We start from the raw sequence: 26596 nt of genomic DNA, 5'->3' as shown, positions 1-26596 counted from the left end.
CAGCTCAGCGCGATTCCTGCCGTCGGGTGAGTTGATATGCGCATCGCACTGCTTTCGTACCGGAGCAAAACCCACTGCGGCGGTCAAGGCGTCTACGTCCGTCACCTGAGCAGCGGTCTGGCCGAACTCGGCCACGACGTCGAGGTGTTCTCGGGCCAGCCCTATCCGGAGGGCCTCGACCCCCGCGTCACGCTGACCAAGGTGCCCAGCCTGGATCTGTACCGCGAGCCCGATCCGTTCCGCGTGCCGCACCCGCGGGAGATCCGCGACGGCATCGACGCGCTGGAACTGCTGACCATGTGGTCGGCCGGCTTCCCGGAACCGCGCACGTTCACGATGCGCGCCGCGCGGATCCTCGCGGCGCGCCGCGACGAGTTCGACGTCGTCCACGACAACCAGAGCCTGGGCACCGGTCTGCTCAAGATCGAGAAGCTCGGCCTACCCGTGGTGGCGACCGTGCACCACCCGATCACGCGCGACAAGGTCGTCGACGTCGCGGCGGCCAAGTGGTGGCGCAAGCCGCTCGTGCGCCGCTGGTACGGCTTCGCCGAGATGCAGAAGAAGGTCGCGCGCCAGATTCCCGAACTGCTCACGGTGTCCTCGTCGTCGGCCGCGGACATCGCCGCGGACTTCGGCGTCACGTCCGATCAGCTGCACATCGTGCCGCTCGGCGTGAACACCGAACTGTTCAAACCCGCCGAGCAGCGCGTGAGTGGACGCATCATCGCGATCGCGTCGGCCGACGTTCCGCTCAAAGGTGTGAGCCACCTGCTGCACGCGGTCGCGCGCCTGCGCGTGGAACGCAACCTCGACCTGCAACTCGTGAGCAAGCTCGAACCCAACGGTCCCACCGAGAAGCTCATCGCCGAGCTGGGCATCTCCGACATCGTCCACATCTCCAGCGGGCTGTCCGATCAGGAGCTGGCAGGCCTGTTGGCATCGGCCGAGGTCGCGTGCATCCCGTCGCTGTACGAGGGCTTCTCGCTGCCCGCCGTGGAGGCCATGGCCAGCGGCACCCCGATCGTCGCGAGCCGCGCGGGCGCGCTGCCCGAGGTCGTGGGCACCGACGGATCGTGCGCGCGGCTGGTCCGCCCGGCCGACGTCGACGAGCTGACCGCGGTGCTGGGCGAACTGCTGGACTCGCCGTCCGAACGCCGCCGCCTCGGCGCAGCCGGACGCCGGCGTGCACTTGATGTCTTCAGCTGGGAGTCCGTTGCCGCACAGACGGTTGCGGTGTACGAGCAGGCACAGAACCGGATGGGGGTCAAGGCGTGCTGACAGTCGACTTCGACCGGCTCGGTGTCGGCCCGGGCACGTCGGTGATCGACGTCGGGTGCGGCGCGGGCAGGCACACGTTCGAGGCGTTCCGCCGCGGGGCGCATGTGATCGGCTTCGACCAGAGCGTGGCCGATCTCAACAGCGTCGACGAGATGCTGCAGGCCATGGCCGAAGCGGGCGAGGCGCCCGCCACGGCGAAAGGCGAGGCCGTCAAGGGTGACGCGCTCGACCTGCCGTACCCCGACGGCACCTTCGACTGCGTGATCGCCTCGGAGATCCTCGAGCACGTCCCCGAGGACGACCGCGCGATCTCCGAACTGGTCCGCGTGCTCAAACCCGGTGGCTCGCTGGCCATCACGGTGCCGCGGTGGCTGCCGGAGAAGATCTGCTGGCTGCTGTCGGACGAGTACCACGCCAACGAGGGCGGCCACATCCGCATCTACAAGGCCGACGAGTTGCGCGACAAGGTGCTCGCACACGGTCTGGAACTCACCCACACCCACCACGAGCACGCGCTGCACTCGCCGTACTGGTGGCTCAAGTGCCTTGTGGGGACCGAGAAGAACGACCACCCGGCGGTCAAGGCATACCACCAGCTGCTGGTGTGGGACATGATGGGCCGGCCGTGGCTCACCAGGACCGCCGAGTCGGTGCTCAACCCGCTGATCGGCAAGAGCGTGGCGCTGTACTTCACCAAACCGGATGCCCGTGGGTGATGCGCTGTGCGACCGTCTGAGATCCCAGGTGTGCCGGGTGTTCTGACGCCCGAACAATGCCTGCAGACCGCGCGGTCCATCGCGGCCACCCAGGAGTCCTCGGGTGCGCTGCCCTGGTTCGACGGCGGCCACACCGACCCGTGGGACCACGTCGAGAACGCCATGGCGCTCACCGTCGCCGGGCTGATCGAACCCGCGCGCGCGGCGTTCGAGTGGTGCCGTACGGTGCAGCGGGCCGACGGTTCGTGGCCGATCCAGCTGCGTGACGGTGTCGTCGAGGACGCCAACAGCGACAGCAACTTCTGCGCCTACGTCGCGACCGGCGTGTGGCACCACGTGCTCATCGCGGGCGACCGCGGCTTCGCCGAGACGATGTGGCCCGTGGTGACACGGGCCATCGACTTCGTACTGGGGTTGCAGGCCCCCGGCGGTGAGATCTACTGGGCCGCCACGCCTTCCGGGCCGGTTCCCGAGGCCCTGCTGACCGGGTGCGCCAGCATCTACCACAGCATCCGTTGCGGCCTGGCGCTCGCCGACTACGTCGGTGATCCACAACCCGAGTGGGAAGTTGCCGTGGGCCGCCTGGGCCACGCGATCGCCGAGCATCCGGAGGCGTTCTCCGCCAAGGACACCCACGCGATGGAGTGGTACTACCCGGTGCTTGGCGGCGCGCTGCGCGGTGACGCGGCCCTGGCCCGCATCGAGGCTCGGTGGGACGATTTCGTGGTGCCCGGCCTGGGCATCCGGTGCGTCGACCACCGGCCCTGGGTGACCGGGGCCGAGACCTGCGAACTGGTGATGGCGCTGGACGCGGTCGGTGACACCCGCCGGGCCCGCGAACAGTTCGCGGCCATGCACCACCTGCGCGAGGCCGACGGATCCTATTGGACCGGACTGGTTTTCGCCGACGGCAAACGCTGGCCCGAGGAGCGCACGACGTGGACGGGCGCGGCGATGATCCTCGCGGCCGACGCGCTGTCGCGCACCACGGCCGCGAGCGGGATCTTCCGCGGCGAAGGTCTGCCCCGCGGTCTGGAAGGTGAATTCGACTGCGAGTGCGTGGTCACCGACCGCTAGTCGAGCGCGCCGGGCTCTCCCGAGATCCGTTCCAGCACGCGCATCGAACCGGTCGCGGACACCTCGCGGAACGCGCCGGTGGCCAGGGCCCGCTGATAGATGTGGAACGGCGCCTGACCGCCGTCCTCGGGATTCGGGAACACGTCGTGGATCACCAGGGCGCCGCCCTTCTGCACCCAACGGGCCCAGCCGTCGAAGTCGCGCTGCGCGGCTTCTTCGGTGTGACCGCCGTCGATGAACAGGAACCGCAACGGGGTTCGCCATCCCCTGGCGACCACGGGCGACCTGCCGACCACGGCGACCACATGATCGTCGAGGCCCGCGGCGTCGAGCGTGTGCCGCATCTTCGGCAACGTGTCGAACAGGCCGGTCACCGGGTCGACCAGTGACGCGTCGTGGTACTCCCAGCCGGGCTGGTGCTCCTCGGAGCCGTGGTGGTGGTCGACGGTGTAGAGCACCGAGCCGGTCTCCTGCGCGGCCGCGCCGAGCATGACCGTGGACTTGCCGCAGTAGGTGCCGATCTCGACGCCGACGCCGCCGCCGAGGTAGCGCACCGCCGCGTCGTAGAGGGCTCGGCCCTCGTCGACGGGCATGAAACCCGTGACCTGCTCGGCCAGGGCGAACAGACGCTCGGCGCGGGGCGGCAGTGCGGTGTCGGCATGGCTCATGGGTGACAACATACCGTTGCTGGTCACGGCCAGTTGTAGTAGCGTCCGGACACGTGTCCGATCCGGCCATGGAGTCGACCCGTCGCCGTCTGAGTGCACGGCAGGCGGACACCGTCGAACGTCTGGGACGCGCGGCGGTCGAACTGATCAGTCGCGAGGGGTACGCGGGCCTGACGGTGCGGCGCGTCGCCGCCGAGGCCGGCGTCGGCTCGGCAACCGCCTACACCTATTTCTCGTCCAAGGAACACCTTGTCGCCGAGGTGTTCTGGCGCAGGCTGTCCGCGGCGCCGCCCGCCGTGCACGAATCGCCGGATCCGGCGACCCGCGTGGTCGAGGTGCTGCAGCACATCGCGTCGCTGGTGGCCGACGAGCCCGCGTTCGCGGGCGCGGTGACCACGGCCCTGCTGGGCAAGGATCCCGACGTCGACGCGCTGCGCCAGCGTATCGGCGCCGACATCCGGCAGCGCCTGGTCGCGGCGCTGGGCCCCGATGTGAGGATCGGCGTCATCGAGGCCCTCGAGTTGCTCTACACCGGCACCATGGTGTGGGCCGGCATGGGATACGACTCCTACGAACAGGTCGTGCGCCGCCTGGAGAAGTCAGCGCGCCTGGTGCTCAGCTGAACTCGCGGTGAGGATCGCCCGCGACGCCGCGACGGCCGGTTCGTAGATCTCCCGGATGTCGTGGCCGTCCTCGACGATCAGTGCCGTGAGTTCCCGTAGACCGCCCAGCAGGATGATGGCCATCTGCCTGCTGAGCCCGTTGAGCCCGGCGCGCCGGAATCCCGGACTGTCGCTGAGGTCGATGAGCAGATCGGTGAGCGCCCCCATCGCGTCGCGTTGCAGCGGGCGTGCCGCGGGGCCGAGCGCGGGCAGTTCGCGGATCCAGCTCAGCGTGATGCTCGGGGCGGATTCGATGTGCTCGACGTAGGCGCCGACGGCCTGGTCGATCTGGTCCTGCCATTCGGCCTCGGGGCGGACGGCCGAGCGGATGTGCTCGACGAGCGCGGCGTTGTTGGCGCGCAGCAGCTCGATGAAACAGGCTTCTTTGCTTGCGAACTGGTCGTAGAACGTGCGCTTGGAGGTGCGAGCGTGGCGGACGATGTCGGCAACGGTGCTGTCGCGGTAACCCTTGTCGTCGATGGCGGCCGAGAGCCCGTCGAGCAGGCGGGACCGGAACGCGTCACCGCCTGAGCCCCCCGCCGTGGCGGTGCCGGTGAGCGCGGTCGTCATACGGACCCCCCTTGCGCTGTGTGGTACCTGCGAGTACCGTACTACACCATCACCTGGTACGACGCGGTACCAACAACGGGGGAGAGCCTATGACCGCGACCGTCGAACGTCCCGAGACCGCCATCCGCGCGGCCCAGCTTCCGCCGGCCGTGCCACTGCCCAGAGTCGTTCAGGGCCTGGCCTTCTCGGTCGCGCGACGGTGGGTGGTCAAGCACGCGGCCCGCAGGTACGGCGACGTCTTCACGCTCGACATCCCGGTGTTCGGCCGCACCGTGCTGGTCGCCGAACCGCAACTGGCCAAACAGGTGTACGCCGCCCACCCCGACGACGTCGGCAACATCCAGCCGAACCTCAGCCGCATGCTCGGTCCCGGATCGGTGTTCGCCCTCGATGGCACCGACCACCGGCGCAGGCGCAAGCTGCTCACACCGCCGTTCCACGGCCGCAGCATCAAGAACTATGAGCGCATCTTCGAAGAGGAGACCCTGCGCGAAGCCGCGTCCTGGCCCGACGGTCGGGAGTTCCCGACACTCGAGCCGATGATGCGGATCACGCTCAACGCGATCCTGCGCGCGGTGTTCGGGGCCGACGGAGAACAACTCGACGAACTGCGCCGCATCATCCCGCCGTGGGTGACCCTCGGGTCGCGCCTGGCGGTGCTGCCGACACCCACGCGCAACTACGGACGCCTCACGCCCTGGGGCCGGCTCGCGGCCTACCGCGCGGAGTACGACGACGTCGTGGACCGCCTCATCGACCGCGTCGCGGCCGATCCGGACTTCGACCAGCGCGACGACATCCTGGCACTGCTGCTGCGCAGCGCCTACGAAGACGGATCATCCATGTCCCGCAAGGACATCGGCGACGAACTGCTCACGCTGCTCGCGGCCGGGCACGAGACCACGGCGTCCACACTGGGCTGGGCGTTCGAGCGGATCAGCAGGCATCCCGACGTACTGGAGAAGCTCGTCGCCGAGGCGGCCTCCGGCGACAACGAGTACCGGCAGGCCGCCATCGCCGAGGTGCAGCGCGTGCGCACCGTGATCGACTTCTCCGGCCGCCACGTCTACGCGCCGTCATTCCAGTTGGGGCAGTGGACGATTCCGCGAGGCTACTCGATCATCGTCGCGCTCGCCCACATCCAGGAGCGCGAAGAGGAGTTCCCCGACCCGCACCGGTTCGACCCGCAGCGCTTCGTCGGGAACCGGCCGGGACTCGGCTGGCTCCCCTACGGCGGCGGCACGCGCCGCTGCGTGGGCGCGGTGTTCGCCAACATCGAGATGGACGTGGTGTTGCGAACCGTACTGCGCCACTTCGTCATCGAGACCACCACCGCACCCGACGAGAAGGTGCACCCGCGCGGGGTGGCCTACACTCCCGCGTCGGGTGGCCGCGTGGTGATGCGGCGCCGCAGCGAACCGCTTGGCGCCTGAGCGCTACTGGTTCGCGGTCTCGCGGCGCGGCAGCTTCCAGCCCGGGCGCGGGAAGTGGCACGTGTAGCCGTTGGGGTAGTGCACCAGATAGTCCTGGTGTTCGGGCTCGGCCTCCCAGAAGTCACTCGCCGGTGTCACCTCGGTGACCACCTTGCCCGGCCACAGTCCGGAGGCGTCCACATCAACGATGGTCTCCAGCGCGATGCGCTTCTGCTCCTCGTCGAGGTAGAAGATCGCCGAACGGTAACTCGAGCCGACGTCGTTGCCCTGACGGTCCTTGGTGGTCGGATCGTGGATCTGGAAGAAGAACTCCAGCAGGGCGCGATAGTCGGTCTGTGCCGGGTCGTAGACGATCTCGACGGCCTCGGCATGCCCGGGGTGATTGCGGTACGTCGGATGGTCGTTCTGGCCTCCGGTGTAGCCGACCCGGGTGGAGACGACACCGGGCTGCTTGCGGATCAGATCCTGCATACCCCAGAAGCAGCCGCCCGCGAGGATCGCCGTGGCGTGATTGCCCATAGTCGTTCATTCCTTCCCTAGACGCACAATCCATGCTGCCAGAGGCGGCCGGATCGTGGCACTACCGTGGTGCGCATGCGTCCAGTGGTAACCACCGCGTTGACCGGTTTACTCCTGGCAACGGTGACGGCACCCCACGCGGCCGCCGCCACCGTGCCCGAAGTGCCCGTCGACCCTGATCGCACGGTTTTCACCGACAACCCGCGGATCGTCGATCAGCATCCGGCGCGCGTCGAATCGTGGAGCCGCAACGGCGAGGGGCTGCGCGTCAACTTCACTGCGGGCACACCGCAGTGCTACGGCGCGCACGTCGTCGCCACGGAGTCCGCCGAGACCGTCACCGTCGAGTTGTCCGTCGGTACCCGCCCCGAGGCCGCCGACCGGATGTGCATCGCGATCGCGCTCGACGCGACCATGGACGTCCCGCTGCAGCAGCCACTCGGCGACCGCACCGTGGTGAGCGCGTGACGGGTCTCGACAAACCTCACTAGAACGTGTTCTAGTTCTGGCATGAGCAGGTTCAGTCGCGACGAACTCAGCGCGGCGTTCGCCCGATTCGAGGCGACCGTGGACACCGCGGCCCGCACGAAGGACTGGGACGTCTGGGTCCGGCACTACACGCCCGATGTCGACTACGTCGAGCACGCCGCGGGCACCATGAAGGGCCGCGAGGAGGTGCGCGCCTGGATCTGGAAGACCATGACGAGCTTCCCGGGCAACCACATGACGGCGTTCCCGTCGCTGTGGACGGTGATCGACGAACCGACCGGCCGCGTGATCTGCGAACTCGACAATCCCATGGTGGACCCGGGTGACGGCACGATCATCAGCGCCACCAACATCTCGATCCTCACCTACGCCGGCGACGGCCTGTGGAGCAGGCAGGAAGACGTCTACAACCCGCTGCGCTTCGCGTCGGCGGCGATGAAGTGGTGCCGCAAGGCCGCCGAACTCGGCACGCTGACCGACGAGGCTGCCGAATGGATGGCCAAGTTCGGGGGCCGCAGGTGAGCACCTCGCTGGTCATCGGCGCCAACGGATTCCTGGGATCGCACGTGCTGCGCCAACTCGTGGCCGACAACACCGACGGGTCCGAGATCCGCGCCATGGTGCGACCGGGCGCCAACACCGTCGGCATCGACGACCTGGACGTCACGCGGTTCACCGGCGACATCTTCGACACCGAGGTGCTGCGCGCCGCCATGACCGGATGCGACGTCGTGTACTACTGCGTCGTCGACACCAGGGGCTGGCTGCGCCACCCGGCCCCGCTGTTCCGCACCAACGTCGAGGGCACGCGGCACGTGCTCGACGTCGCGCTCGAACCCGGGATCGGGCTGCGGAAGTTCGTCTACACCAGCAGCTACGTCACGGTCGGGCGCAGGCGTGGATGTGTGGCCACCGAGGACGACGTGATCGACCTGCGTGGTGTCACACCGTATGTGCGCTCACGCGTACAGGCCGAGGAACTGGTGCTGCGGTACGCCACCGAGCGCGGCCTGCCTGCGGTCGCGATGTGCGTGTCGACCACCTACGGCAGCGGCGACTGGGGCCGCACACCGCACGGCGCGGTCATCGCGGGCGCCGCGTTCGGCAAGCTGCCGTTCGTGATGAGCGGCATCGATCTGGAAGCCGTCGGTGTCGACGACGCCGCCCGCGCCCTCATCCTCGCCGCGGAAAGCGGCAGACCGGGTGAGCGGTACCTGATCTCCGAGAAACTGATCAGCAACGCCGAGGTCGCCCGGATCGCCGCCGAGGCCGCGGGCGTCGCGCCGCCGCGCCGGTCGATCCCGCTGCCGGTGTCCTATCTGCTGGCGGCCATCGGCACTGTCAAGGGCAAGCTGCGCGGAACCGACGAGCGGTTGTCGTTGCGGTCACTGCGGCTCATGCGCGCCGAGTGCGAACTGGACCACTCCAAGGCCGTGCGTGAACTCGGTTGGCAGCCAAGGCCGGTCGAGGAATCGATCGCCGAGGCCGCGAAGTTCTGGGTGGGTCTTCGGGCAGCCAAGCAGGCGCGCCGAGGCGGCTGAACGCCACACCGAGGGCTGTTCAGCCCGTGTGCCGCAACTCGAATCCGATCTAGCCTCGGGGTATGACCGACAAGCTGAAGGTCGACCTGAGCGGCGCGCCGCAGACCATGCTCGCGACGTTCTACGCGAAAGCGCTCGACGCGCGTCTGCCCACCCCGATCCTCGGTGACGATATGGCCGCCGAGATCGCGGAGCGCATCGACTACGACTGGACCAGAACAGCGATCACCCCTGCGCGTGCGCCCGCGGTGACCACGCGCAGCGCGCACTTCGACAGATGGGCCCGCCAGTTCCTCGCGGTGCACTCCGAGGCGGTCGTGCTGCACCTGGGCTGCGGGCTCGACGGCCGGTTCTTCCGGCTGGCCCCGGGGCCGGGTGTCGAGTGGTTCGACGTCGACTACCCCGAGGTCATCGACCTGCGTTCCCAGCTGTACCCGGAACACGAGCGCTACCACCTGGTGTCGGCGTCGGTGACCGATCCGGCATGGCTCGACGAGGTGCCGACCGGACGGCCGGTGCTCATGCTCGGCGAGGGCCTCACGATGTATCTCACCGAGGCAGACGGTGTCGCGCTGCTGCGCCGCGTCGTCGACCGTTTCGGCACCGGCGAACTGCAGTTCGACGCGTTCGACAGCTTCGGGATCCGGACGCAGTGGACCAACACCGTGGTGCGCCGCTCGGGGGCGACGCTGCGCTGGGCGATCAACCGGCCCGACGACATCCTCGACGCGGTGCCGGGCACCCGGCTCTTGGCGTGGATGTCGGTGTTCGAGGATCCGGCGTTCGACGAATTGTCCTGGCATTTCCGGTTGTTGGCGAAGGTCATGCGGCCGATCCCGGCGCTGCGCTACATGGCGCAGTATTACCGCTTCGCGTTCTGAGCTTTCGCGAGTGTGAAACGTCAGCGAACTCTCGCGTGTGTTTTCGCTGAGGCTTCACACTCGCGAGACCCGAAGCGGCCGAACACGAAAGAGGGGCACCCGATCCCGGGTGCCCCTCTTTGCGTGCAGCCGCTCACCGGCCGCTGTGGCGGACCGTGGTGTCAACCTGAGGCGCGGTGGCCTTCGGCTGGATCTTGTCCAGCCACTCGAGGCGGTCCACACCCGCGGTGATGGTGGTGGCGTCCACACCGGTGGACACCGGGGCCACCGCAGGCGCGGCCTGCGCGGGACCGGACAGGCCCAGGATGGCTGCGGTCAACCCGCTTGCGGCGATTGCGGCGAATCCGAACTTCTTCATTTTCTCTCTCCCTTTTGGCGGCTCTTCGGCTTTCGGATTCCGTGCGATCCGTGCCGTATGCTTACCTGAACATGCAGGTCAGGGGTTTAATTCCGGTGGCAGGAATTGACCGCCGGGTGGCAGGAAGTGATCCGCGGACGGCGGGATTTCAGCAACTGCTGGCAGAATCTCACGGTGCCCATCACGGTGAACGGTCAGATCTCCCATTGGTTCGACACCCTGCCCACGCCACGGCCGCCGCTGCCCGGCGACCGGGACGCCGACGTGTGCATCGTCGGCGCGGGGTACACGGGACTCTGGACCGCGTACTACCTCAAGAAGGCGGATCCGTCGCTGCGCATCACGATCCTTGAGGCGCGCTTCGCCGGTTTCGGGGCGTCGGGTCGCAACGGCGGTTGGCTGTCGGGACTGGTGCCGGGTGACCGGCGCCGCATGGCCGAGCTGTACGGACGGGACAGGGTGCTCGCCTGGCAGAAGGCGCTCAACGAAGCCGTCGACGAGGTCATCGCGGTGGCCGAGGCCGAGGGCATCGACGCGGGTGCGGTCAAGGGCGGCACCTTGGAGATCGCGCGCAACCCGGCGCAGGCGGCGCGGTTGGCGGCCTCGATCGCCGAGGAGCGGTCGTGGGGTGTCGATGTCACCGAACTCACCAAAGAGCAAGCAGCAGAACGCATCCGGTTCAACGGCCTGGTGTCGGCCTATCACAATCCGCACTGCGCGCGGATCCAGCCTGCCGCGCTGGCCCGCGGTCTGGCCGAGGCCGTCGAACGTCTGGGTGTCACGATCTACGAGCAGTCCCCGGTCGCCGAGATCGCGCAGGGGCGCGCGGTGACCGCACGCGGAACCGTTCGGGCGCCGATCGTGCTGCGCGCCACCGAGGGGTTCACCGCGGCGTTGCCCGGACAGCGTCGCGCGTGGCTTCCGATGAACAGTTCGATGATCGCCACCGAGCCGATCCCGGCGCACGTGTGGGACGAGATCGGTTGGCAGGGACGCGAAACCGTGGGCGATTCGGCGCACGGCTTCTTCTACGCGCAGCGCACGGTCGACGACCGCATCGCGATCGGCGGGCGCAGCGTCCCGTACCGGTACGCCTCGCGCACCGACGTCGACGGCCGGGTGCCGCCGAAGACCATCCGGCTGCTCACCGACGTGCTGCACTCGATCCTGCCGCAGGTGCGTGACGTGCCCATCGCGCACGGGTGGTGCGGCGTGCTGGCCGTCCCGCGCGACTGGGAGGCCAGTGTGGTGCTCGACCGGACCACGGGCCTGGGGTGGGCCGGCGGATATGTGGGCCACGGCGTCACCGCGACCAACCTCGCCGGACGCACACTGGCTGATCTGGTGTGCAACCGCAGCACCCCGCTGACCGAGCTGCCCTGGGTCGGGCACCGGTCACGCAACTGGGAGCCCGAACCGCTGCGGTGGCTCGGTGTTCGGGGCCTCTACATCGCCTACAAGCTGGCCGACCGGCACGAGGCCGGTGGCCGTCCCACCACGTCGCCGATCGCCAAGATCGCCGACGTCATCACGCGAAAGCCGCACTGACACGAAAGAGGGGCACCCGCACCGGGTGCCCCTCTCGCGTACGTCACGCGTCACCGCCCGCTGTGGCGGACCGTGTTGTCCACCTTCGGCGCGGTGGCCTTCGGCTGGACCTTGTCCAGCCACTGCAGGCGGTCGACGCCTGCCGAGATGACGGTCGAGTCGACCTGCGCCGGCACGGCCTGCGCGGGGGCTGCCAGGCCCAGGACGGCGGCGGCCAGTCCGCTGGCGGTGATGGCGGCAATTCCGAACTTCTTCATCTTCGTGATCCTTCTGGTCGTTCTCTGTGGGCGTCTGACTGAAAGAACCCGCAGGTCAGCGCAATAATTCCACTGGCAGAATTTGATCGTCGAGTGGCAGGAAACTTGTGTGGCACCGATCACGGGGCAAACACCGGAGGGCCTCCGCCACAAGTTTGGAGTCATTCCAGATTATGTTCGGCGTGATGTCGGGCGGTGAACCGGAAGATCGGTGAGGCCCGTCACGTTGGACCTCACATGACCTCTCGCCCCGTCCTCGAACCCACCGCCGAGCACCCCATCACCGTCACGCCCACCGGCAGACATGTCACCGTGCGCGTGAACGGCACGGTGATCGCCGAGACCGACGACGCACTGACACTGCAGGAAGCGTCGTATCCGCCCGTGCAGTACATCCCGCTGGCCGACGTCGACGGGTCGGTGCTCAGGCGCAGCGACACCACGACCTACTGCCCGTACAAGGGCGAGGCGAACTACTACAGCCTCGAATTCGGAAGCGGATCCGAGGGCGCAGCGCTCGCCGACGCCATCTGGACCTACGAACGGCCGTACCCGGCCGTCGCCGACATCGCGGGCCGCGTGGCGTTCTATCCCGACAAGGCCGAGATCACGGTCGCGTGAGCGGTGTCGCCGCCCTGTCGTGCGCCGGGCATAGCCTGGTGCGGTGCGAAGTGCGACGGTGGTGTTCAGCGGCCCGGCAAGTCCGGGGCTGACGCTCGCGCCGCTGCGCCGTGGCGGCATCGATCCCTGCTACCGCGTGGACGCCGCAGGCGCGATCTGGCGCACGAGCCTGATGCCCAGCGGACCGGTGACCGCACGCATCACATGCGCGGCGACAGACGCCGCCGACTGCCAGGCGTGGGGTGAGGGCGCCGACGAGTTCATCGACCGTCTGCCCGCTCTGCTGGGCGTCGACGACGACGCGTCCGATTTCGCACCGGCCGAGCCTACGATCGCCAAGGCGCGCAGACAGGTTCCGCACCTGAGGCTCGGCCGCACCGGCCGGATGCTGGAGGCGTTGATCCCCGCGATCATCGAACAACGCGTGTACGGCCTGGATGCCTGGCGGGCCTGGCGCGCGTTGGTGACCAAGTTCGGCACCCCCGCACCCGGACCCGCTCCGGACGGTATGCGGGTGGTGCCCAGCGCCGAGGTGTGGCGGCGCATCCCGTCGTGGGAGTTCCACCGGGCCAACGTCGATCCCGGCCGGGCCCGCACCATCGTCATGTGTGCCCAGCGCGCCGATTCGCTGGAGCGTCTCACCCACGAACGCGCCGCAGTCGGCCTGCGGTCGCTGCCCGGGGTGGGGGAGTGGACCGCCGCCGAGACCATGCAGCGGGTGTTCGGCGACGCCGACGCGCTCTCGGTGGGGGACTATCACCTCGCGACACTGGTAGGCCAGGCGCTCACCGGTGAACCGGTCGACGACGCCGGCATGGTCGAGTTGCTCGAACCGATGCGGCCGCACCGCCACCGCGCCGTGCGGTTGTTGGAGGCCGGCGGGATGTTCGTCTACCGGCGCCGCGGGCCCCGCCAGGCGATCCCGAAGTTGCGCACCCTGTGATCAGTGCCCGGTGATCAGGCCCCGGTGATTAGTGCCCGGCGCTGCCGGGTACACGAGGCGTCGAACGCGGAAACGCAAAAGGAGCAACGATGACCTCATTCACCATTCCGGGCCTGTCCGACAAGAAGGCAAGCGATGTGGCGGACCTGCTGCAGAAGCAGCTCAGCACCTACAACGATCTGCATCTGACGCTGAAACACGTCCACTGGAACGTCGTGGGCCCGAACTTCATCGGCGTGCACGAGATGATCGACCCCCAGGTCGAACTGGTGCGTGGTTACGCCGACGAGGTGGCCGAGCGCATCGCGACGCTGGGCAAGTCGCCCAAGGGCACCCCGGGTGCGATCATCAAGGACCGCACGTGGGACGACTACTCCGTCGAGCGTGACACCGTCCAGGCCCACCTGGCCGCGCTCGACCTGGTGTACAACGGCGTCATCGAAGACACCCGCAAGTCGATCGAGAAACTCGAAGACCTCGACCTGGTGTCACAGGACCTGCTCATCGCCCATGCCGGCGAGCTGGAGAAATTCCAGTGGTTCGTGCGGGCGCACCTGGAGAGCGCCGGCGGCCAGCTGACGCACGAGGGGCAGTCGACCGAGAAGGGCGCCGCCGACAAGGCGCGCCGCAAGTCTGCCTGATAGAGAACCTCACCGCACACACCGCATCGTCGGGGACGTCAAGACAACGGCGGCCCCGACGGTGCGGTTCTTTTTCAGCCGCGTCGGTCGTCGAGCGCGTCGTCGCGCACCGGGCGCTCGGCCAGTTCTTCTGCCACCCCGAACAGGTACGGATACGCGACGCCCGCGATGGCGGCGCCGACCAGGGGGGCCAGCCAGAACGCCCACAGTTGCGCGGGCGCACCGTCGCCGTTGAAGAACGCGACCGCCGTCGAACGCGCCGGGTTCACCGACGTGTTCGAGATCGGGATCGAGATCAGGTGGATCAGGGTCAATGTCAGGCCGATCGACAGGCCCGCGAACCCCTTGGGCGCGCGATCGTCGGTGGACCCCAGGATCACGAGCAGGAAGATCCCGGTGAGCACGATCTCGGCGATCAGCACCGCGACCAGTGAGTAACCCCCGGGCGAGTGCTCGCCGTAGCCGTTGGCGGCCATGTTGCCGATGGCGCTCCACCCCTCTTTGCCCTTGGCGACCACATAGATCACCAGGCCGGCCAGCAGGCCGCCGATCACCTGCACGATCCAGTACGGCAGCACCGCACCCCACTCCACCCGTTTGGCGAGTGCGGCACCCAGCGTGACCGCCGGGTTGAAGTGGCCGCCCGAGATGACGCCGAACGCGTAAACGCCGGTGAGCACCGTCAGGCCGAACGCCAAGGCGACGCCGAGGAATCCGATCCCCAGAGACACGCCGTCGTCGGCGACGAACTTCGCGGCGAAGACTGCGCTGCCACATCCGCCGAGCACCAGCCAGAAGGTGCCGACGAACTCGGCGGTCAAGCGGTGGGTCATGGTTGGCGTTCGCATCAGAGCCTCCTAAGTGCGGTTATCTGCCCGTACCGTGACACGGGCCCGCTCAGGCCAAGGCTAGTGTTGCCGATTCGTTTGCTGACCGAAATCAGCACTCCCGTCACGCAGGTTCGGGTTCGCGGCGGGCGCGCTGCGCCCGGTAGATCGCGACGTCGCTGCGCGAGATGGTCAGGCACGCGACACCGACGCCGACCATGGCGCACGGGATCACCGCGAACGAACTGGTCATCTCGCACACCATGATCATCACCGCCAGTGGCGCGTGTGCCACGCACCCGAAGCACGCCATCATGCCGACGACGACGAAAATCGCTGGGCTGTCGGGTATCCCAGGCAGCGCCAGCGCATCGCCCAAGCGCCACAACGCCGCTCCGACGAACGCACCGATCACCACGCCGGGCCCGAAGATGCCGCCCGACCCGCCGGTACCGATCGACAGCGACGTCGCGACGATCTTCGCGACCGGCAGCACCAGCACGATCCACAACGGAATGTTCATCAGAGTCTCTGTGGCAGCGGCCTTTTCGGCCCATCCGTATCCACTCGCGAGCACCTGCGGGATGGCGAGCGCCATCAAACCCACCGCGAGGCCGCCGAGGGCGGGTTTGACGATCTTGCCGCCGGGCAGCATCTTGGTGACCGCGACGGTGCCGTAGAACACGCGGGCATACAGCCAACCCACACCGCCCGCGATCACCCCGAGCACCACGAACCACGCGAGATCGAGCGCCTGGCCGAACCGGTAGTCACCCACCAGGAAGCCGAACAGCGGGTCGAAGCCGAGGATCGATCCGAGAACCGCGTATGCCGATGCCGAGGTGATGAAGCCGGGGATCAGGGCCCGGTAGTCGAAATCGTCGCGGTACACGATCGACGCCGCGAGCACAGCCCCGCCGAGCGGCGCACCGAAGATCGCGCCGATGCCCGCACCGATCCCCAGGGACACCGCGAGGCGGCCGTCCTCGTCGGACAGGTTGAGCCAGCGTGTGAGCAGCGATCCGAAGCCGGCCGAGATGTGCGCCGCGGGTCCCTCGCGCCCGCCGGAACCACCCGAACCTATGGTCAGCGCACTCGCAATGGTCTTGACCACGATGGCCCGCACCCGGATCTTGCGCGGGTCGGTGTGCACGGCCTCGATCGCGTCGTCGGTGCCGTGTCCTTCGGCCTCGGGCGCGAACTTCGCCACGAACCACGCCGAGACCAGCGCACCGCCACACGAGATGAGCGGGATGGCCCACGGCCGGTCGAAGCCGGGGGAACCGGGGTTCCCGCCGTCGCCCGAGGGTTTCGGGATGCCATAGCCACCGAGATAGCCCAGCAGCACACGGCCCGCGCCGTCCAGGGCCAGGTAGAACACCACCGCGCCCAGGCCGGCGATCACGCCGATGGCGATGCCCAGGATCAGCCATTTGCGGACGTATCCGGAGTTCCGGACGAAGTTGCCCAGGCCTCCGTCGATTCGAGGCCTCGTGCGCATGAGCGGATGCTACTGCGCAAACCGCCTGGCTTCAGCGGTAAGCGGTGACTCGGGCCAGCAGCGCGGTCTTGCCGTCGTCGCCGACGGCCTGCGCGTCGGCGACCGCCATGGTGCGTCCCACCCGGACCGCGGCACCCTCGTACCGGGCGTGCGCGCCGCCGAAGAACTGCCGCAGGTAGTTCACCCGCAGCGACGCCGTCCGAAGGGCGGGCCCGTCGCTGTCGTTGACGGCGGCCGACCCGACGAGTTCCAGCGCCGAGGCCGATATTCCGCCGTGCACGACGCCCAGGCTGTTGTTGAGGACCTTGTTCGAGAGTTGCCGCAACGTCTTGGTGGCTCCGCCGCTCTCGGCGACCTCCACCGCCAGTCGCTCGGCGAGCGTCGGCAGCAGGTCACCCTCACCGGCATCGGCGGGCCATTCGACGATGTGGTCAGGCGCGGCCACATATACCGAGCGCACGGTCGCGGTGGCCACCGGACGGCCGTCGTGGGTGAGCTCGCACATGGCCAGGGGTGCCCAGATCGTGGGCCCGAACTCGGTGCCGGTCGCGATCACCGGTGTCTGCGGCGCGGACGCGATGAGTTCGTCGGCCTCGGGCGCGAATTCGATGGCCAGCTCACTGGACACGGTCCACGTGCCGGGCGGACGCCGCAGGTGGTTCACCAGCCCGCCGGTGTGGTCGACCAGCATGGCCAGCGTCGCGAGCGTGGGCGCTCCGGTCAGCGGGTTGGTGAGGCCGCCCGCGGGGATCGAGGCGACGCAGTGCCCGGGGGTCTCGTCGAGGCTTTCGACGCCCATGCGGCCCAGCGGTGTGGTCAGCGGAAAACGCATGCGCCTCACAGTGCCGGTATGCGCAGGCCGTATATACCCCAGGTGGGTATAAATGGGTCGTGCGCACGGCCGGGCCGGTTGCGGTGTGGCCTACGTGCGGCGCGGAATCCGGTGCCGCGCAGCGGGGTTGGAGTGCGTTGCGAGGCTCCGGTGGCGGATGGTGGTCGGATGCGCACGACGGCGGGCCCACCGGTGGCCGATTTTGGTGGTCTGAGGGATGCTTTTGAGGGGCTGCGGCAAATTCTAAGAATCTGACTAAGCTTTCTCGCAAATGTGAAAAATCTGTATAACGGCTGTGTAACGGGAATAAAAACTCCCCTCAGCAAACGCCCGCGGGTCTCGGTGTGGCCGTCGGCCGGATCGGGCCGGTTCGGGCCCAGGGTCGTGTGGAACTCAATTACCAAGCCGGTCAGGGGAATTCGGCAAAACCACGCAATCATCCGACGATTGTGGCCCGGCTGGATATTCAGCATAGTTAGGGTCGGCTAAGTTGGCATGTCGCACGGTTTCTGTCCTATCGTTTTCCCCACTTATGGCGTGTGGGACACAAAGCCGTCGTTCAGTGCTGCACGAAGGTTCTCCACGCCGAGCTGGCTAACGCCGAGTTGGCGGCCGTACGTGGCCGGTGGCGGCGGGGCTTCAGAAATGCGTCTTGAAGGGCTAGGTGGGAATGACACCCAGCAGTTTCGGTGGGTCGGGACGCAGCAGCCGGGACAACCGGGGGCTGTACAACCCTGCGTATGAGCACGATGCCTGTGGTGTGGCGATGGTGGCCGACATGCACGGCCGTCGCAGCCGCGACATCGTGGACAAGGCCATCACGGCCCTGGTGAACCTGGAGCACCGCGGTGCCCAGGGTGCCGAGCCCAACACGGGCGACGGCGCGGGGATCCTGATCCAGGTTCCCGACGCCTTCCTGCGCGCGGTGGTCGACTTCGACCTGCCGGAGCCGGGCAGCTACGCGACGGGCATGGCGTTCCTGCCGCAGTCCTCGCGTGACGCCGCGGCGGCGTGCGAATCCGTCGAGAAGATCGCCGAGGCCGAGGGCCTGGAGGTGCTCGGCTGGCGTGAGGTCCCGACCGACGACTCGTCGCTGGGCGCGCTGGCCCGCGACGCCATGCCGACGTTCCGCCAGTTGTTCCTCGGCGGCGCATCCGGCATGGAGCTCGAGCGCCGCGCCTACGTGGTGCGCAAGCGTGCCGAGCACGAGCTGGGCACCAAGGGCCCGGGCCAGGACGGTCCCGGCCGCGAAACCGTCTATTTCCCAAGCCTTTCGGGTCAGACCTTCGTCTACAAGGGCATGCTGACCACGCCGCAGCTCAAGCAGTTCTACCTGGACCTGCAGGATGAGCGGCTCGAGAGCGCGCTGGGCATCGTCCACTCGCGGTTCTCCACCAACACGTTCCCGTCGTGGCCGCTGGCCCACCCGTTCCGGCGCATCGCGCACAACGGTGAGATCAACACGGTCACCGGCAACGAGAACTGGATGCGGGCGCGCGAGGCGCTCATCCGCACCGACGTCTTCGGCAGCGATGGTCTGGACAAGATCGTGCCGGTGTGCACGCCCGGGGCGTCCGACACCGCGCGCTTCGACGAGGTCCTCGAACTGCTGCACCTCGGCGGCCGCAGCTTGCCGCACGCCGTGCTGATGATGATCCCCGAGGCGTGGGAGCGCCACGAGGATATGGATCCCGCCCGCAGAGCCTTCTACGAGTACCACGCGTCGCTCATGGAGCCCTGGGACGGACCGGCCTCGGTCTGCTTCACCGACGGCACCGTGATCGGCGCCGTGCTGGACCGCAACGGGCTGCGCCCGTCACGCATCTGGGTCACCGACGACGGCCTCGTGGTGATGGCATCGGAGGCCGGCGTGCTGCCGCTCGACCCGGCCAAGGTGGTCAAGAAGATGCGCCTGCAGCCGGGCCGCATGTTCCTCGTCGACACCGCGCAGGGCCGCATCGTCGACGACGAAGAGGTCAAGGCCGAACTCGCCGCGGCAGAGCCCTACCAGGAATGGCTGGAGCAGGGTCTGTTCCACCTCGACGAACTGCCGCCGGGCGACTACGTCCGCATGCCGCACCACCGCGTGGTGCTGCGCCAGCAGATCTTCGGCTACACCTACGAAGAGCTCAACCTGCTGGTCGCCCCGATGGCCCGCACGGGCGCCGAGGCGCTGGGCTCGATGGGCACCGACACGCCCATCGCGGTGCTCTCGGCCCGCCCGCGGATGCTGTTCGACTACTTCCAGCAGCTGTTCGCCCAGGTGACCAACCCGCCGCTCGACGCGATCCGCGAAGAGGTCGTGACAAGCCTGCAGGGCACCGTCGGACCCGAGGGCGACCTGCTGAACCCCGGCCCCGAATCGTGCCGCCAGATCGTGCTGCCACAGCCGATCCTGCGCAACGCCGATCTGTCCAAGCTCATCTGCGTCGACCCCGACCACGAGATCCGCGGCCACAAGCACGGCATGCGCGCGGCGGTCATCCGCTGCCTCTACCCGGTCAACCGCGGTGGCGTCGGCCTCAAGGAAGCGCTGGACAACGTGCGCGCCAAGGTCTCCGAGGCCATCCGTGAAGGCGCCCGCATCATCGTGCTGTCCGACCGCGAGTCCAACGAGACGATGGCGCCGATCCCGTCGCTGCTGAGCGTCGCGGCCGTGCACCACCACCTGGTCCGCGAGCGCACCCGCACCAAGGTGGGTCTGGTGGTCGAGGCCGGTGACGCCCGCGAGGTGCACCACATGGCGACCCTGGTCGGCTTCGGCGCGGCCGCGATCAACCCCTACATGGCGTTCGAGTCCATCGAGGACATGGTCGACCGTGGCGTGATCACGGGGCTGACGAGCGACCAGGCCAAGGCCAACTACGTCAAGGCCGCGGGCAAGGGCGTGCTCAAGGTGATGTCCAAGATGGGCATCTCGACGCTCGCGTCCTACACCGGCGCGCAGCTGTTCCAGGCCATCGGCATCAGCCAGCAGGTGCTCGACGAGTACTTCACGGGCCTGAGCTGCCCGGTGGGCGGCATCGACCTCGAGGACATCGCCGCCGACGTCGCGGCGCGCCACTCGCTGGCCTTCCTGGACCGTCCCGACGAGCGCGCGCACCGCGAGCTCGAGGTCGGCGGCGAGTACCAGTGGCGTCGCGAGGGCGAGTACCACCTGTTCAACCCTGACACGGTGTTCAAGCTGCAGCACTCCACGCGCACCGGCCAGTACTCGATCTTCAAGGAGTACACCAAGCTGGTCGACGACCAGAGCGAGCGCATCGCGTCGCTGCGCGGCCTGCTGAAGTTCCGCGAGGGTCACCGGCCCCCGGTTCCGATCGAAGAGGTCGAGCCGGCCAGCGAGATCGTCAAGCGTTTCTCGACCGGTGCGATGAGCTACGGCTCCATCTCGGCCGAGGCGCACGAGACCCTCGCCATCGCGATGAACCGCCTCGGCGGACGGTCGAACTCGGGTGAGGGCGGCGAAGCCGTGCACCGGTTCAACCCCGACGAGAACGGCGACTGGCGCCGCAGCGCCATCAAGCAGGTGGCCTCGGGCCGCTTCGGTGTGACCAGCCACTACCTGGCCAACTGCACCGACATCCAGATCAAGATGGCCCAGGGCGCGAAACCCGGTGAGGGCGGCCAGCTTCCGGGGCACAAGGTGTACCCGTGGGTGGCCGAGGTGCGGCACTCCACGCCGGGTGTCGGCCTGATCTCGCCGCCGCCACACCACGACATCTACTCGATCGAGGATCTCGCACAGCTGATCCACGATCTGAAGAACGCCAACCCGGCCGCTCGCATCCACGTCAAGCTCGTGAGCGAGAACGGTGTCGGCACGGTCGCCGCGGGTGTCTCGAAGGCACACGCCGACGTGGTGCTGATCTCCGGCCACGACGGCGGCACGGGTGCCTCGCCGCTGACCTCGCTCAAGCACGCGGGCGCACCGTGGGAGCTGGGCCTGGCCGAGACGCAGCAGACCCTGCTGCTCAACGGTCTGCGCGATCGCATCGTCGTGCAGGTCGACGGTCAGCTCAAGACCGGCCGCGACGTCGTGATCGCCGCGCTGCTGGGTGCCGAGGAGTTCGGCTTCGCCACCGCACCGCTGGTGGTCTCGGGCTGCATCATGATGCGGGTGTGCCACCTGGACACCTGCCCGGTGGGCGTGGCCACCCAGAACCCGTTGCTGCGTCAGCGTTTCAACGGCAAGCCCGAGTTCGTCGAGAACTTCTTCATGTTCATCGCAGAAGAGGTCCGGGAACTCATGGCGCAGTTGGGCTTCCGCACGGTCAACGAGATGGTGGGCCAGGTCGGTGCGCTCGACACCACCAAGGCCGCCGAGCACTGGAAGGCCCACAAGCTCGACCTGACCCCGGTGCTGCACGAGCCCGACTCGGCGTTCATGAACCAGGACCTGTACTGCAGCTCGCGTCAGGACCACGGCCTGGACAAGGCGCTCGACCAGCAGCTGATCGTCCAGAGCCGCGAGGCGCTGGACTCCGGCACCCCGGTCCGGTTCACGGCCAAGATCACCAACGTGAACCGCACGGTCGGCACCATGCTGGGCCACGAGGTCACCAAGGCCCATGGCGGGCAAGGACTCCCGGACGGCACCATCGACATCACGTTCGAGGGTTCGGCGGGCAACAGCTTCGGCGCGTTCGTGCCCAAGGGCATCACCCTGCGTGTCTACGGCGACGCCAACGACTACGTCGGCAAGGGGCTTTCGGGCGGCCGCATCGTGGTACGCCCGGCCGACGAGGCCCCGGAAAGCTTCGCCGCCGAGGACAACATCATCGCGGGCAACGTGGTGCTGTTCGGCGCGACCAGCGGCGAGGCGTTCCTGCGCGGCCAGGTCGGTGAGCGGTTCGCTGTGCGCAACTCGGGCGCGGTGGCAGTCGTCGAGGGCGTCGGTGACCACGGCTGCGAGTACATGACCGGTGGCCGCGTCGTGATCCTCGGACCCACGGGCCGCAACTTCGCGGCAGGTATGTCCGGTGGCATCGCCTACGTGTACGACCCGCGTGCGGCGCTGCCGAAGAACCTGAACCCGGAGATGGTGGAGATCGAGGCTCTCGAAGAGGCCGACACCGAATGGCTGCGGGGCATCCTCGCATCCCATGTCGACGCCACCGATTCCGCGGTGGGGCAACGCATCCTGGCTGATTGGGACAACGAGTTGAAGCATTTCGCGAAGGTGATGCCGCGCGACTACAAGCGTGTGCTCGCGGCGATCGCCGAAGCCGAGGCCAAGGGCCTCACCGGTTCTGACATCGACGACGCGATCATGGCGGCGAGCAATGGCTGATCCCCGCGGTTTCCTCAAGCACACCACGCGCGAACTCCCCAAGCGCAGGCCCGTGGACCTGCGTCTGAAGGACTGGAAAGAGGTCTACGAGGACTTCGACCACGCTCCGCTGCAGACCCAGGCCTCACGGTGCATGGACTGCGGTATCCCGTTCTGCCACAACGGATGCCCGCTGGGGAACCTCATCCCGGAGTGGAACGACCTGGTGTACCGGGACCGGTGGCGCGACGCCATCGAGCGCCTGCACGCCACCAACAACTTCCCGGAGTTCACCGGGCGGTTGTGCCCGGCCCCGTGTGAGGCCGCGTGCGTGCTGGGCATCAACCAGGACCCGGTGACCATCAAGCAGGTCGAGGTCGAGATCATCGACCACGCCTTCGACCAGGGCTGGGTGGTGCCGAAGATGCCCGACGTCCAGACCGGCAAGAAGGTCGCGGTCGTCGGCTCAGGACCGGCCGGACTGGCTGCCGCGCAACAGCTCACGCGTGCCGGCCACACCGTGACGGTGTTCGAGCGTGCCGACCGCATCGGCGGCCTGCTGCGCTACGGCATCCCAGAGTTCAAGATGGAGAAGCGCCACATCGACCGTCGTCTGGAGCAGATGGCGGCCGAGGGCACGCAGTTCCGTCCGAACGTCAACGTCGGCGTCGACATCACCGTGGCCCAGCTGCGGCTGAACTACGACGCCGTGGTGCTCGCGGGTGGTGCCACCGCATGGCGTGACCTGCCGATCCCGGGCCGCGAACTCGACGGCATCCACCAGGCCATGGAGTTCCTGCCGTGGGCCAACCGCGTGCAGCTCGGCGATCCGGTGACCGACGAGAACGGTCAGCCGCCCATCACCGCCAAGGACAAGCACGTCATCATCATCGGCGGCGGCGACACCGGCGCCGACTGCCTGGGCACGTCGCATCGCCAGGGTGCGGCGAGCATTCACCAGTTCGAGATCATGCCGCGCCCGCCGGAGACCCGCGCCGACTCGACCCCGTGGCCGACCTACCCGCTGATGTTCCGGGTGTCCTCGGCACACGAAGAGGGCGGCGAGCGCGTGTTCTCGGTCAACACCGAGGAGTTCATCGGCGAGAACGGCCACGTCACCGCGCTGCGCGCGCACGAGGTGAAGATGAACGCCGGCAAGTTCGAGAAGGTCGAAGGGACCGACTTCGAGCTCAAGGCCGACCTGGTGCTGCTCGCGATGGGCTTCGTCGGCCCCGAGAAGGAAGGCCTGCTCGACAAGCTCGGCGTCGAGCTGACCGACCGCGGAAACGTCAAGCGCGACGACAACTTCCAGACCTCGGTGCCCGGGGTGTTCGTGGCAGGCGACATGGGCCGTGGCCAGTCGCTGATCGTGTGGGCGATCGCCGAGGGCCGGGCCGCCGCCGCGGGTGTGGATCGTTACCTGATGGGTCGCTCGGCGCTGCCCGCGCCGATCAAGCCCACCGCCGCGCCGCAGCGCTGAGTCTCACGCGAGCTGCGCGACCCGCAGCTCGCGAAGCTCGCTCACATAGCGGGAACCGTTGAGGTCGCCCGGCAGCACGAGTCGTGGTGCGTCGAGGTCGGTGCCGTCCTGCGCCCACGCCACCAGAGCGGGCGTAGGCGTCACGGACGGGTCGATGTCGCCCCACGCCAGCGTCGCGGCGTAGCCGTCGGCGCCCGTGGCCACCACCGCGACGGTGAGCAGCGGATGTTCGGCGTTGGGGCCGCCCGCCGGGTGCGCGGCCGTGATCGCGTCGCTGAGCAGCGCCCCGGTGTAGGTGTGGTGCTGCGGGCCGTCGTGCGTGGTGAACGTCGCGTCCAGTGTGCGGTTCGGCAGGGCCCGCAGGGCCTCACGCGTCATCGTCAAAGGTGCGCCGACATCCCCGGTGACGGACAGATCCGTGGAGACCTGGGGTTCGGCCGCCGCGGCGCCCGTCCCGGCGAGCAGCGCCAGCATCGAAACACCCGTGAACACGAGCAGTCGGACCATGTGCGAGACAGCACTCCCTGGACTCATGCGACCTCCTTAACGGTGACGACTCTAGGTCGTACGGGCTGCCGGTGCGCGGTGGCAAACCCTGCCGCAGCGGAGGCGAGAGAAGTCACTTCTGCAACACCGGCCTCATAAAAAACAGCAGACTTTTTCCCGGCGTGGCGCGCACTGTTTGCCGGATGTGAGGTATCTAATGACTTGGTGAGAGCTCTGCGGTACCGTGGAGTTACGGGTACAGCTATCACGACGTCACAGGAGACAGCACCGTGTATCTCAATCCGCTGAGCAAGTCTCGGATGGGGCGAATTGCCTGGTCGTTGCTCCGCCACCCCGTCAAGAGCCGTGAGTTCCCGGCCAAGAACGAACGTCTGGTACGGCCGGACGAGCTACTCCGCTACGGCGTGTGATCCGCCGCGGATGACCCGTCGGCGGGCCGGTAGCGCCCGTTCGTCAATTTTTGCTTTGCTCGCGCTCGTCGGGCCGGCCGCTGTGGGCGTCGGTACGTCAGGCGGCGCGGTGGCCGCGCCGCCTGATCCCATACCGCCGAACGCCTGGGCACCGGCCCGCTCCCTGCCGATGGACGACACCCAGCACTGGCCCGATCTCGCGTCGGTCGCCGAACCCCTCGACGGGCGACCGTTCTTCGCTGAGGAGATCTGCGGCTTCAACGCCTCGCCGAAGCGGCAGTTCAGTTCGGATCAGGCGCGCGCCCGCGTCGACCGAGGCCCCGGCAGATGGTCGCTGCAGCAGCAGATCGTGCACTTCCCGGGCCAGGTCGCGTCGTCCTCAGAGCGGGCCGGCGCCCTGTTCAGCTCGGTCGTGGACGCGCTGGCCAAATGCCCGGCGCAGGTCCCCGGCACCGTCGTCGACGTCACGACGCCGCCCGTGCCCTGTGCGCCGCAGCGCTGCACACAGACCGCCGCGACCGTGCACGCACCCGACAGGGTGACCGCGCACCTCTATCTGACCGCGGCGGGCGGAAGCGTCTCCGAAGTGGCGGTCTTCGCGGCCGGTACGCCCGACGTGCCGTGGGGCGCACCGGCCGACGACGCCGTACTCGCCGCGATCACGGGACCGGTCTGCGCGGTGTGGGAGTGCTGACGCGACAGATCAGGCAGCCGTCAGCTGACCCGAATCCCTGATCGCCTGGGCGAGCGGCTCGAGCACGGCCGGATCGTAGGGCGGCGGCAGGTAGATGATTGCGAGGTCCAGACCTTCGGCACCCAGCGCGGCTGCCTCGTCGATCACCTTGGCGTAGTCGCGGTCCTCGCCGAGACGCACGTGCGCCGACAGGGTGATCTCCTTGGGGTCGCGCCCCAGATCGGCACAGTGCGCCGCGAGCACGTCGCGCTTGCGCGCGAACTCCTCGGGGGTGCCGCCGACGAAGTTCCAGTGGTCGGCGTACTTCGCGGTGATGCGCAGGGTCCGCTTCTCGCCGCTGCCGCCGATGCAGAACGGCGGGTGCGGCTGCTGCGGCCCCTTGGGCTCGTTACGCGCGTCCTTGAGCTGGTAGAACTTGCCGTCGAACGTCGTCGTCTCCTGCGTCAACAGGCCCTTGAGCACCTCACAGGCCTCCTCGAACCGGTCGAACCGCTCCTTGATCGAGCCGAGTTCGATGCCGTAGGCGCCGGATTCCTCTTCGTTCCAGCCCGCGCCGATACCGAGCTCGAGGCGCCCGTTGGAGATGATGTCGAGCGCCGCGGCCATGTTGGCCAGCACCGCCGGGTGGCGGTAGTGGATGCCGGTGACCAGCACGCCCACGCGCAGCCGCTCGGTGGCCTGCGCGAGCGCCGTCAGCGTCGTCCAGCCCTCCAGGCACGGGCCCGCGGAGTCGGAGAAGATCGGGTAGAAGTGGTCGAACGTCCAGCCCGACTCGAAGACGTCGATGTTGTCGGCCGCCTTCCAGATGGCCAGCATGTCGGCCCATGTCGTGTTCTGCGGTGATGTCTTGAAAGCGAATCGCACAACACAC

General features: G+C 68.3%; 26 protein-coding genes. 16 read left to right on the top strand and 10 right to left on the bottom strand.

The annotated features are described in order from the left end of the window. The first annotated feature begins 36 nt into the window (after nt 1–36). The 3 genes from manT to mmpH are packed head-to-tail and all read left to right on the top strand — an operon-like array spanning nt 37 to nt 3071. On the top strand, nt 37–1278 hold the full coding sequence (gene manT, locus AT701_RS31750) for an MMP alpha-(1->4)-mannosyltransferase (protein ID WP_058127270.1): 1242 nt from the start codon (nt 37–39) through the stop codon (nt 1276–1278). After that, nucleotides 1272–1994 (top strand): class I SAM-dependent methyltransferase, encoded by a 723-nt coding sequence (locus tag AT701_RS31745; protein WP_058127269.1) that lies wholly within the window; start codon nt 1272–1274, stop codon nt 1992–1994. Before manT ends, AT701_RS31745 begins: the two co-directional genes overlap by 7 nt. A 30-nt stretch (nt 1995–2024) precedes the next feature. Beyond that, nucleotides 2025–3071 (top strand): MMP endo-(1,4)-3-O-methyl-alpha-D-mannosidase, encoded by a 1047-nt coding sequence (gene mmpH / locus AT701_RS31740; protein ID WP_003897893.1) that lies wholly within the window; start codon nt 2025–2027, stop codon nt 3069–3071. Here mmpH and AT701_RS31735 read toward each other — a convergent pair. Beyond that, nucleotides 3068–3739, bottom strand: coding sequence for a class I SAM-dependent methyltransferase (locus AT701_RS31735; protein ID WP_003897892.1), 672 nt, complete (start codon nt 3737–3739; stop codon nt 3068–3070). The genes mmpH and AT701_RS31735 overlap by 4 nt on opposite strands. Nucleotides 3740–3792: 53 nt before the next feature. Here AT701_RS31735 and AT701_RS31730 point away from each other — a divergent pair, with 53 nt between their 5' ends. Further along, nucleotides 3793–4362, top strand: a complete 570-nt coding sequence (locus tag AT701_RS31730) for a TetR/AcrR family transcriptional regulator (RefSeq protein ID WP_058127268.1) — start codon at nt 3793–3795, stop codon at nt 4360–4362. Here AT701_RS31730 and AT701_RS31725 read toward each other — a convergent pair. Then, nucleotides 4339–4971, bottom strand: coding sequence for a TetR/AcrR family transcriptional regulator (locus tag AT701_RS31725; protein WP_058127267.1), 633 nt, complete (start codon nt 4969–4971; stop codon nt 4339–4341). The genes AT701_RS31730 and AT701_RS31725 overlap by 24 nt on opposite strands. 89 nt (nt 4972–5060) lie before the next feature. Between AT701_RS31725 and AT701_RS31720 the strand changes: the two genes are divergently transcribed. Next, a complete protein-coding gene (locus AT701_RS31720) occupies nt 5061–6404 on the top strand; it encodes a cytochrome P450 (protein WP_058127266.1) in 1344 nt (447 codons plus the stop codon). 3 nt (nt 6405–6407) lie between these two features. Here AT701_RS31720 and msrA read toward each other — a convergent pair whose 3' ends face one another. Then, entirely contained in the window at nt 6408–6923 is a 516-nt protein-coding gene (gene msrA / locus AT701_RS31715) for a peptide-methionine (S)-S-oxide reductase MsrA (RefSeq protein ID WP_058127265.1), read from the bottom strand. A gap of 75 nt (nt 6924–6998) precedes the next feature. Here msrA and AT701_RS31710 point away from each other — a divergent pair, with 75 nt between their 5' ends. From AT701_RS31710 to AT701_RS31695, 4 genes are all read left to right on the top strand, one after another. After that, entirely contained in the window at nt 6999–7391 is a 393-nt protein-coding gene (locus tag AT701_RS31710; protein ID WP_011731305.1) for a hypothetical protein, read from the top strand. 42 nt (nt 7392–7433) lie between these two features. After that, a complete protein-coding gene (locus tag AT701_RS31705) occupies nt 7434–7934 on the top strand; it encodes a nuclear transport factor 2 family protein (protein WP_003897886.1) in 501 nt (166 codons plus the stop codon). After that, nucleotides 7931–8953, top strand: a complete 1023-nt coding sequence (locus AT701_RS31700) for an NAD-dependent epimerase/dehydratase family protein (protein WP_011731304.1) — start codon at nt 7931–7933, stop codon at nt 8951–8953. Before AT701_RS31705 ends, AT701_RS31700 begins: the two co-directional genes overlap by 4 nt. A gap of 62 nt (nt 8954–9015) precedes the next feature. Continuing rightward, complete coding sequence (locus tag AT701_RS31695) at nt 9016–9834, top strand: class I SAM-dependent methyltransferase (RefSeq protein WP_058127264.1); 819 nt, start codon at nt 9016–9018, stop codon at nt 9832–9834. Between the two features lie 133 nt (nt 9835–9967). Here AT701_RS31695 and AT701_RS31690 read toward each other — a convergent pair whose 3' ends face one another. Beyond that, a complete protein-coding gene (locus AT701_RS31690) occupies nt 9968–10192 on the bottom strand; it encodes a hypothetical protein (RefSeq protein ID WP_003897883.1) in 225 nt (74 codons plus the stop codon). 174 nt (nt 10193–10366) lie between these two features. Between AT701_RS31690 and AT701_RS31685 the strand changes: the two genes are divergently transcribed. Beyond that, complete coding sequence (locus AT701_RS31685) at nt 10367–11740, top strand: NAD(P)/FAD-dependent oxidoreductase (RefSeq protein WP_058127784.1); 1374 nt, start codon at nt 10367–10369, stop codon at nt 11738–11740. Between the two features lie 50 nt (nt 11741–11790). On the opposite strand, the gene AT701_RS31680 is transcribed toward AT701_RS31685, so the two are convergent. Continuing rightward, nucleotides 11791–11997 carry a hypothetical protein gene (locus AT701_RS31680; protein WP_003897881.1) on the bottom strand — a complete coding sequence of 69 codons (207 nt, stop codon included), beginning with the start codon at nt 11995–11997 and terminating at the stop codon, nt 11791–11793. Between the two features lie 237 nt (nt 11998–12234). Here AT701_RS31680 and AT701_RS31675 point away from each other — a divergent pair, with 237 nt between their 5' ends. From AT701_RS31675 to AT701_RS31665, 3 genes are all read left to right on the top strand, one after another. Beyond that, on the top strand, nt 12235–12618 hold the full coding sequence (locus tag AT701_RS31675) for a DUF427 domain-containing protein (RefSeq protein ID WP_058127263.1): 384 nt from the start codon (nt 12235–12237) through the stop codon (nt 12616–12618). A gap of 43 nt (nt 12619–12661) precedes the next feature. Further along, a complete protein-coding gene (locus AT701_RS31670; RefSeq protein WP_174519628.1) occupies nt 12662–13561 on the top strand; it encodes a DNA-3-methyladenine glycosylase family protein in 900 nt (299 codons plus the stop codon). Between the two features lie 89 nt (nt 13562–13650). After that, a complete protein-coding gene (locus tag AT701_RS31665) occupies nt 13651–14202 on the top strand; it encodes a Dps family protein (protein ID WP_003897878.1) in 552 nt (183 codons plus the stop codon). A 74-nt stretch (nt 14203–14276) separates the two neighbouring features. On the opposite strand, the gene aqpZ is transcribed toward AT701_RS31665, so the two are convergent. The 3 genes from aqpZ to AT701_RS31650 form a co-directional block, all read right to left on the bottom strand. Further along, nucleotides 14277–15050: an aquaporin Z gene (gene aqpZ / locus AT701_RS31660; RefSeq protein WP_011731298.1), complete on the bottom strand. Its 774-nt coding sequence runs from the start codon at nt 15048–15050 to the stop codon at nt 14277–14279. A 103-nt stretch (nt 15051–15153) separates the two neighbouring features. Continuing rightward, a complete protein-coding gene (locus AT701_RS31655; RefSeq protein ID WP_058127261.1) occupies nt 15154–16530 on the bottom strand; it encodes a chloride channel protein in 1377 nt (458 codons plus the stop codon). A gap of 31 nt (nt 16531–16561) precedes the next feature. Then, entirely contained in the window at nt 16562–17362 is an 801-nt protein-coding gene (locus AT701_RS31650; protein WP_011731296.1) for a PaaI family thioesterase, read from the bottom strand. 670 nt (nt 17363–18032) lie between these two features. On the opposite strand from AT701_RS31650, the gene gltB reads away from it, so the two are divergent. Further along, nucleotides 18033–22655 carry a glutamate synthase large subunit gene (gene gltB, locus AT701_RS31640; RefSeq protein ID WP_058127260.1) on the top strand — a complete coding sequence of 1541 codons (4623 nt, stop codon included), beginning with the start codon at nt 18033–18035 and terminating at the stop codon, nt 22653–22655. After that, entirely contained in the window at nt 22648–24114 is a 1467-nt protein-coding gene (locus AT701_RS31635) for a glutamate synthase subunit beta (RefSeq protein WP_003897870.1), read from the top strand. The genes gltB and AT701_RS31635 overlap by 8 nt, the downstream gene beginning before the upstream one ends. 3 nt (nt 24115–24117) lie before the next feature. Here AT701_RS31635 and AT701_RS31630 read toward each other — a convergent pair whose 3' ends face one another. Further along, nucleotides 24118–24648: a molybdopterin-binding protein gene (locus AT701_RS31630; protein WP_223495896.1), complete on the bottom strand. Its 531-nt coding sequence runs from the start codon at nt 24646–24648 to the stop codon at nt 24118–24120. A 438-nt stretch (nt 24649–25086) separates the two neighbouring features. Between AT701_RS31630 and AT701_RS31620 the strand changes: the two genes are divergently transcribed. After that, a complete protein-coding gene (locus AT701_RS31620; protein ID WP_223495894.1) occupies nt 25087–25725 on the top strand; it encodes a hypothetical protein in 639 nt (212 codons plus the stop codon). Nucleotides 25726–25734: 9 nt separating this feature from the next. Here AT701_RS31620 and AT701_RS31615 read toward each other — a convergent pair whose 3' ends face one another. Then, complete coding sequence (locus AT701_RS31615) at nt 25735–26589, bottom strand: LLM class F420-dependent oxidoreductase (protein ID WP_003897866.1); 855 nt, start codon at nt 26587–26589, stop codon at nt 25735–25737. Nucleotides 26590–26596 lie beyond the last annotated feature (7 nt).

The sequence above is a fragment of the Mycolicibacterium smegmatis genome, assembly GCF_001457595.1.
Lineage (GTDB): Bacteria > Actinomycetota > Actinomycetes > Mycobacteriales > Mycobacteriaceae > Mycobacterium > Mycobacterium smegmatis.
This window is presented reverse-complemented; position numbering and strand designations above follow the sequence as displayed.

What these genes read in the sequence shown, in the direction of transcription:
- AT701_RS31710 (WP_011731305.1), top strand. Translation starts at nt 6,999, where the DNA reads ATGCGTCCAGTGGTAACCACCGCGTTGACCGGTTTACTCCTGGCAACG.
- aqpZ (WP_011731298.1), bottom strand. Translation starts at nt 15,050, where the DNA reads ATGCGAACGCCAACCATGACCCACCGCTTGACCGCCGAGTTCGTCGGC.
- AT701_RS31695 (WP_058127264.1), top strand. Translation starts at nt 9,016, where the DNA reads ATGACCGACAAGCTGAAGGTCGACCTGAGCGGCGCGCCGCAGACCATG.
- AT701_RS31665 (WP_003897878.1), top strand. Translation starts at nt 13,651, where the DNA reads ATGACCTCATTCACCATTCCGGGCCTGTCCGACAAGAAGGCAAGCGAT.
- manT (WP_058127270.1), top strand. Translation starts at nt 37, where the DNA reads ATGCGCATCGCACTGCTTTCGTACCGGAGCAAAACCCACTGCGGCGGT.
- AT701_RS31650 (WP_011731296.1), bottom strand. Translation starts at nt 17,362, where the DNA reads ATGCGTTTTCCGCTGACCACACCGCTGGGCCGCATGGGCGTCGAAAGC.
- msrA (WP_058127265.1), bottom strand. Translation starts at nt 6,923, where the DNA reads ATGGGCAATCACGCCACGGCGATCCTCGCGGGCGGCTGCTTCTGGGGT.
- AT701_RS31675 (WP_058127263.1), top strand. Translation starts at nt 12,235, where the DNA reads ATGACCTCTCGCCCCGTCCTCGAACCCACCGCCGAGCACCCCATCACC.
- gltB (WP_058127260.1), top strand. Translation starts at nt 18,033, where the DNA reads ATGACACCCAGCAGTTTCGGTGGGTCGGGACGCAGCAGCCGGGACAAC.
- AT701_RS31680 (WP_003897881.1), bottom strand. Translation starts at nt 11,997, where the DNA reads ATGAAGAAGTTCGGAATTGCCGCCATCACCGCCAGCGGACTGGCCGCC.
- AT701_RS31705 (WP_003897886.1), top strand. Translation starts at nt 7,434, where the DNA reads ATGAGCAGGTTCAGTCGCGACGAACTCAGCGCGGCGTTCGCCCGATTC.
- AT701_RS31690 (WP_003897883.1), bottom strand. Translation starts at nt 10,192, where the DNA reads ATGAAGAAGTTCGGATTCGCCGCAATCGCCGCAAGCGGGTTGACCGCA.
- AT701_RS31720 (WP_058127266.1), top strand. Translation starts at nt 5,061, where the DNA reads ATGACCGCGACCGTCGAACGTCCCGAGACCGCCATCCGCGCGGCCCAG.
- AT701_RS31725 (WP_058127267.1), bottom strand. Translation starts at nt 4,971, where the DNA reads ATGACGACCGCGCTCACCGGCACCGCCACGGCGGGGGGCTCAGGCGGT.
- AT701_RS31630 (WP_223495896.1), bottom strand. Translation starts at nt 24,648, where the DNA reads ATGAGTCCAGGGAGTGCTGTCTCGCACATGGTCCGACTGCTCGTGTTC.
- AT701_RS31735 (WP_003897892.1), bottom strand. Translation starts at nt 3,739, where the DNA reads ATGAGCCATGCCGACACCGCACTGCCGCCCCGCGCCGAGCGTCTGTTC.
- AT701_RS31655 (WP_058127261.1), bottom strand. Translation starts at nt 16,530, where the DNA reads ATGCGCACGAGGCCTCGAATCGACGGAGGCCTGGGCAACTTCGTCCGG.
- AT701_RS31635 (WP_003897870.1), top strand. Translation starts at nt 22,648, where the DNA reads ATGGCTGATCCCCGCGGTTTCCTCAAGCACACCACGCGCGAACTCCCC.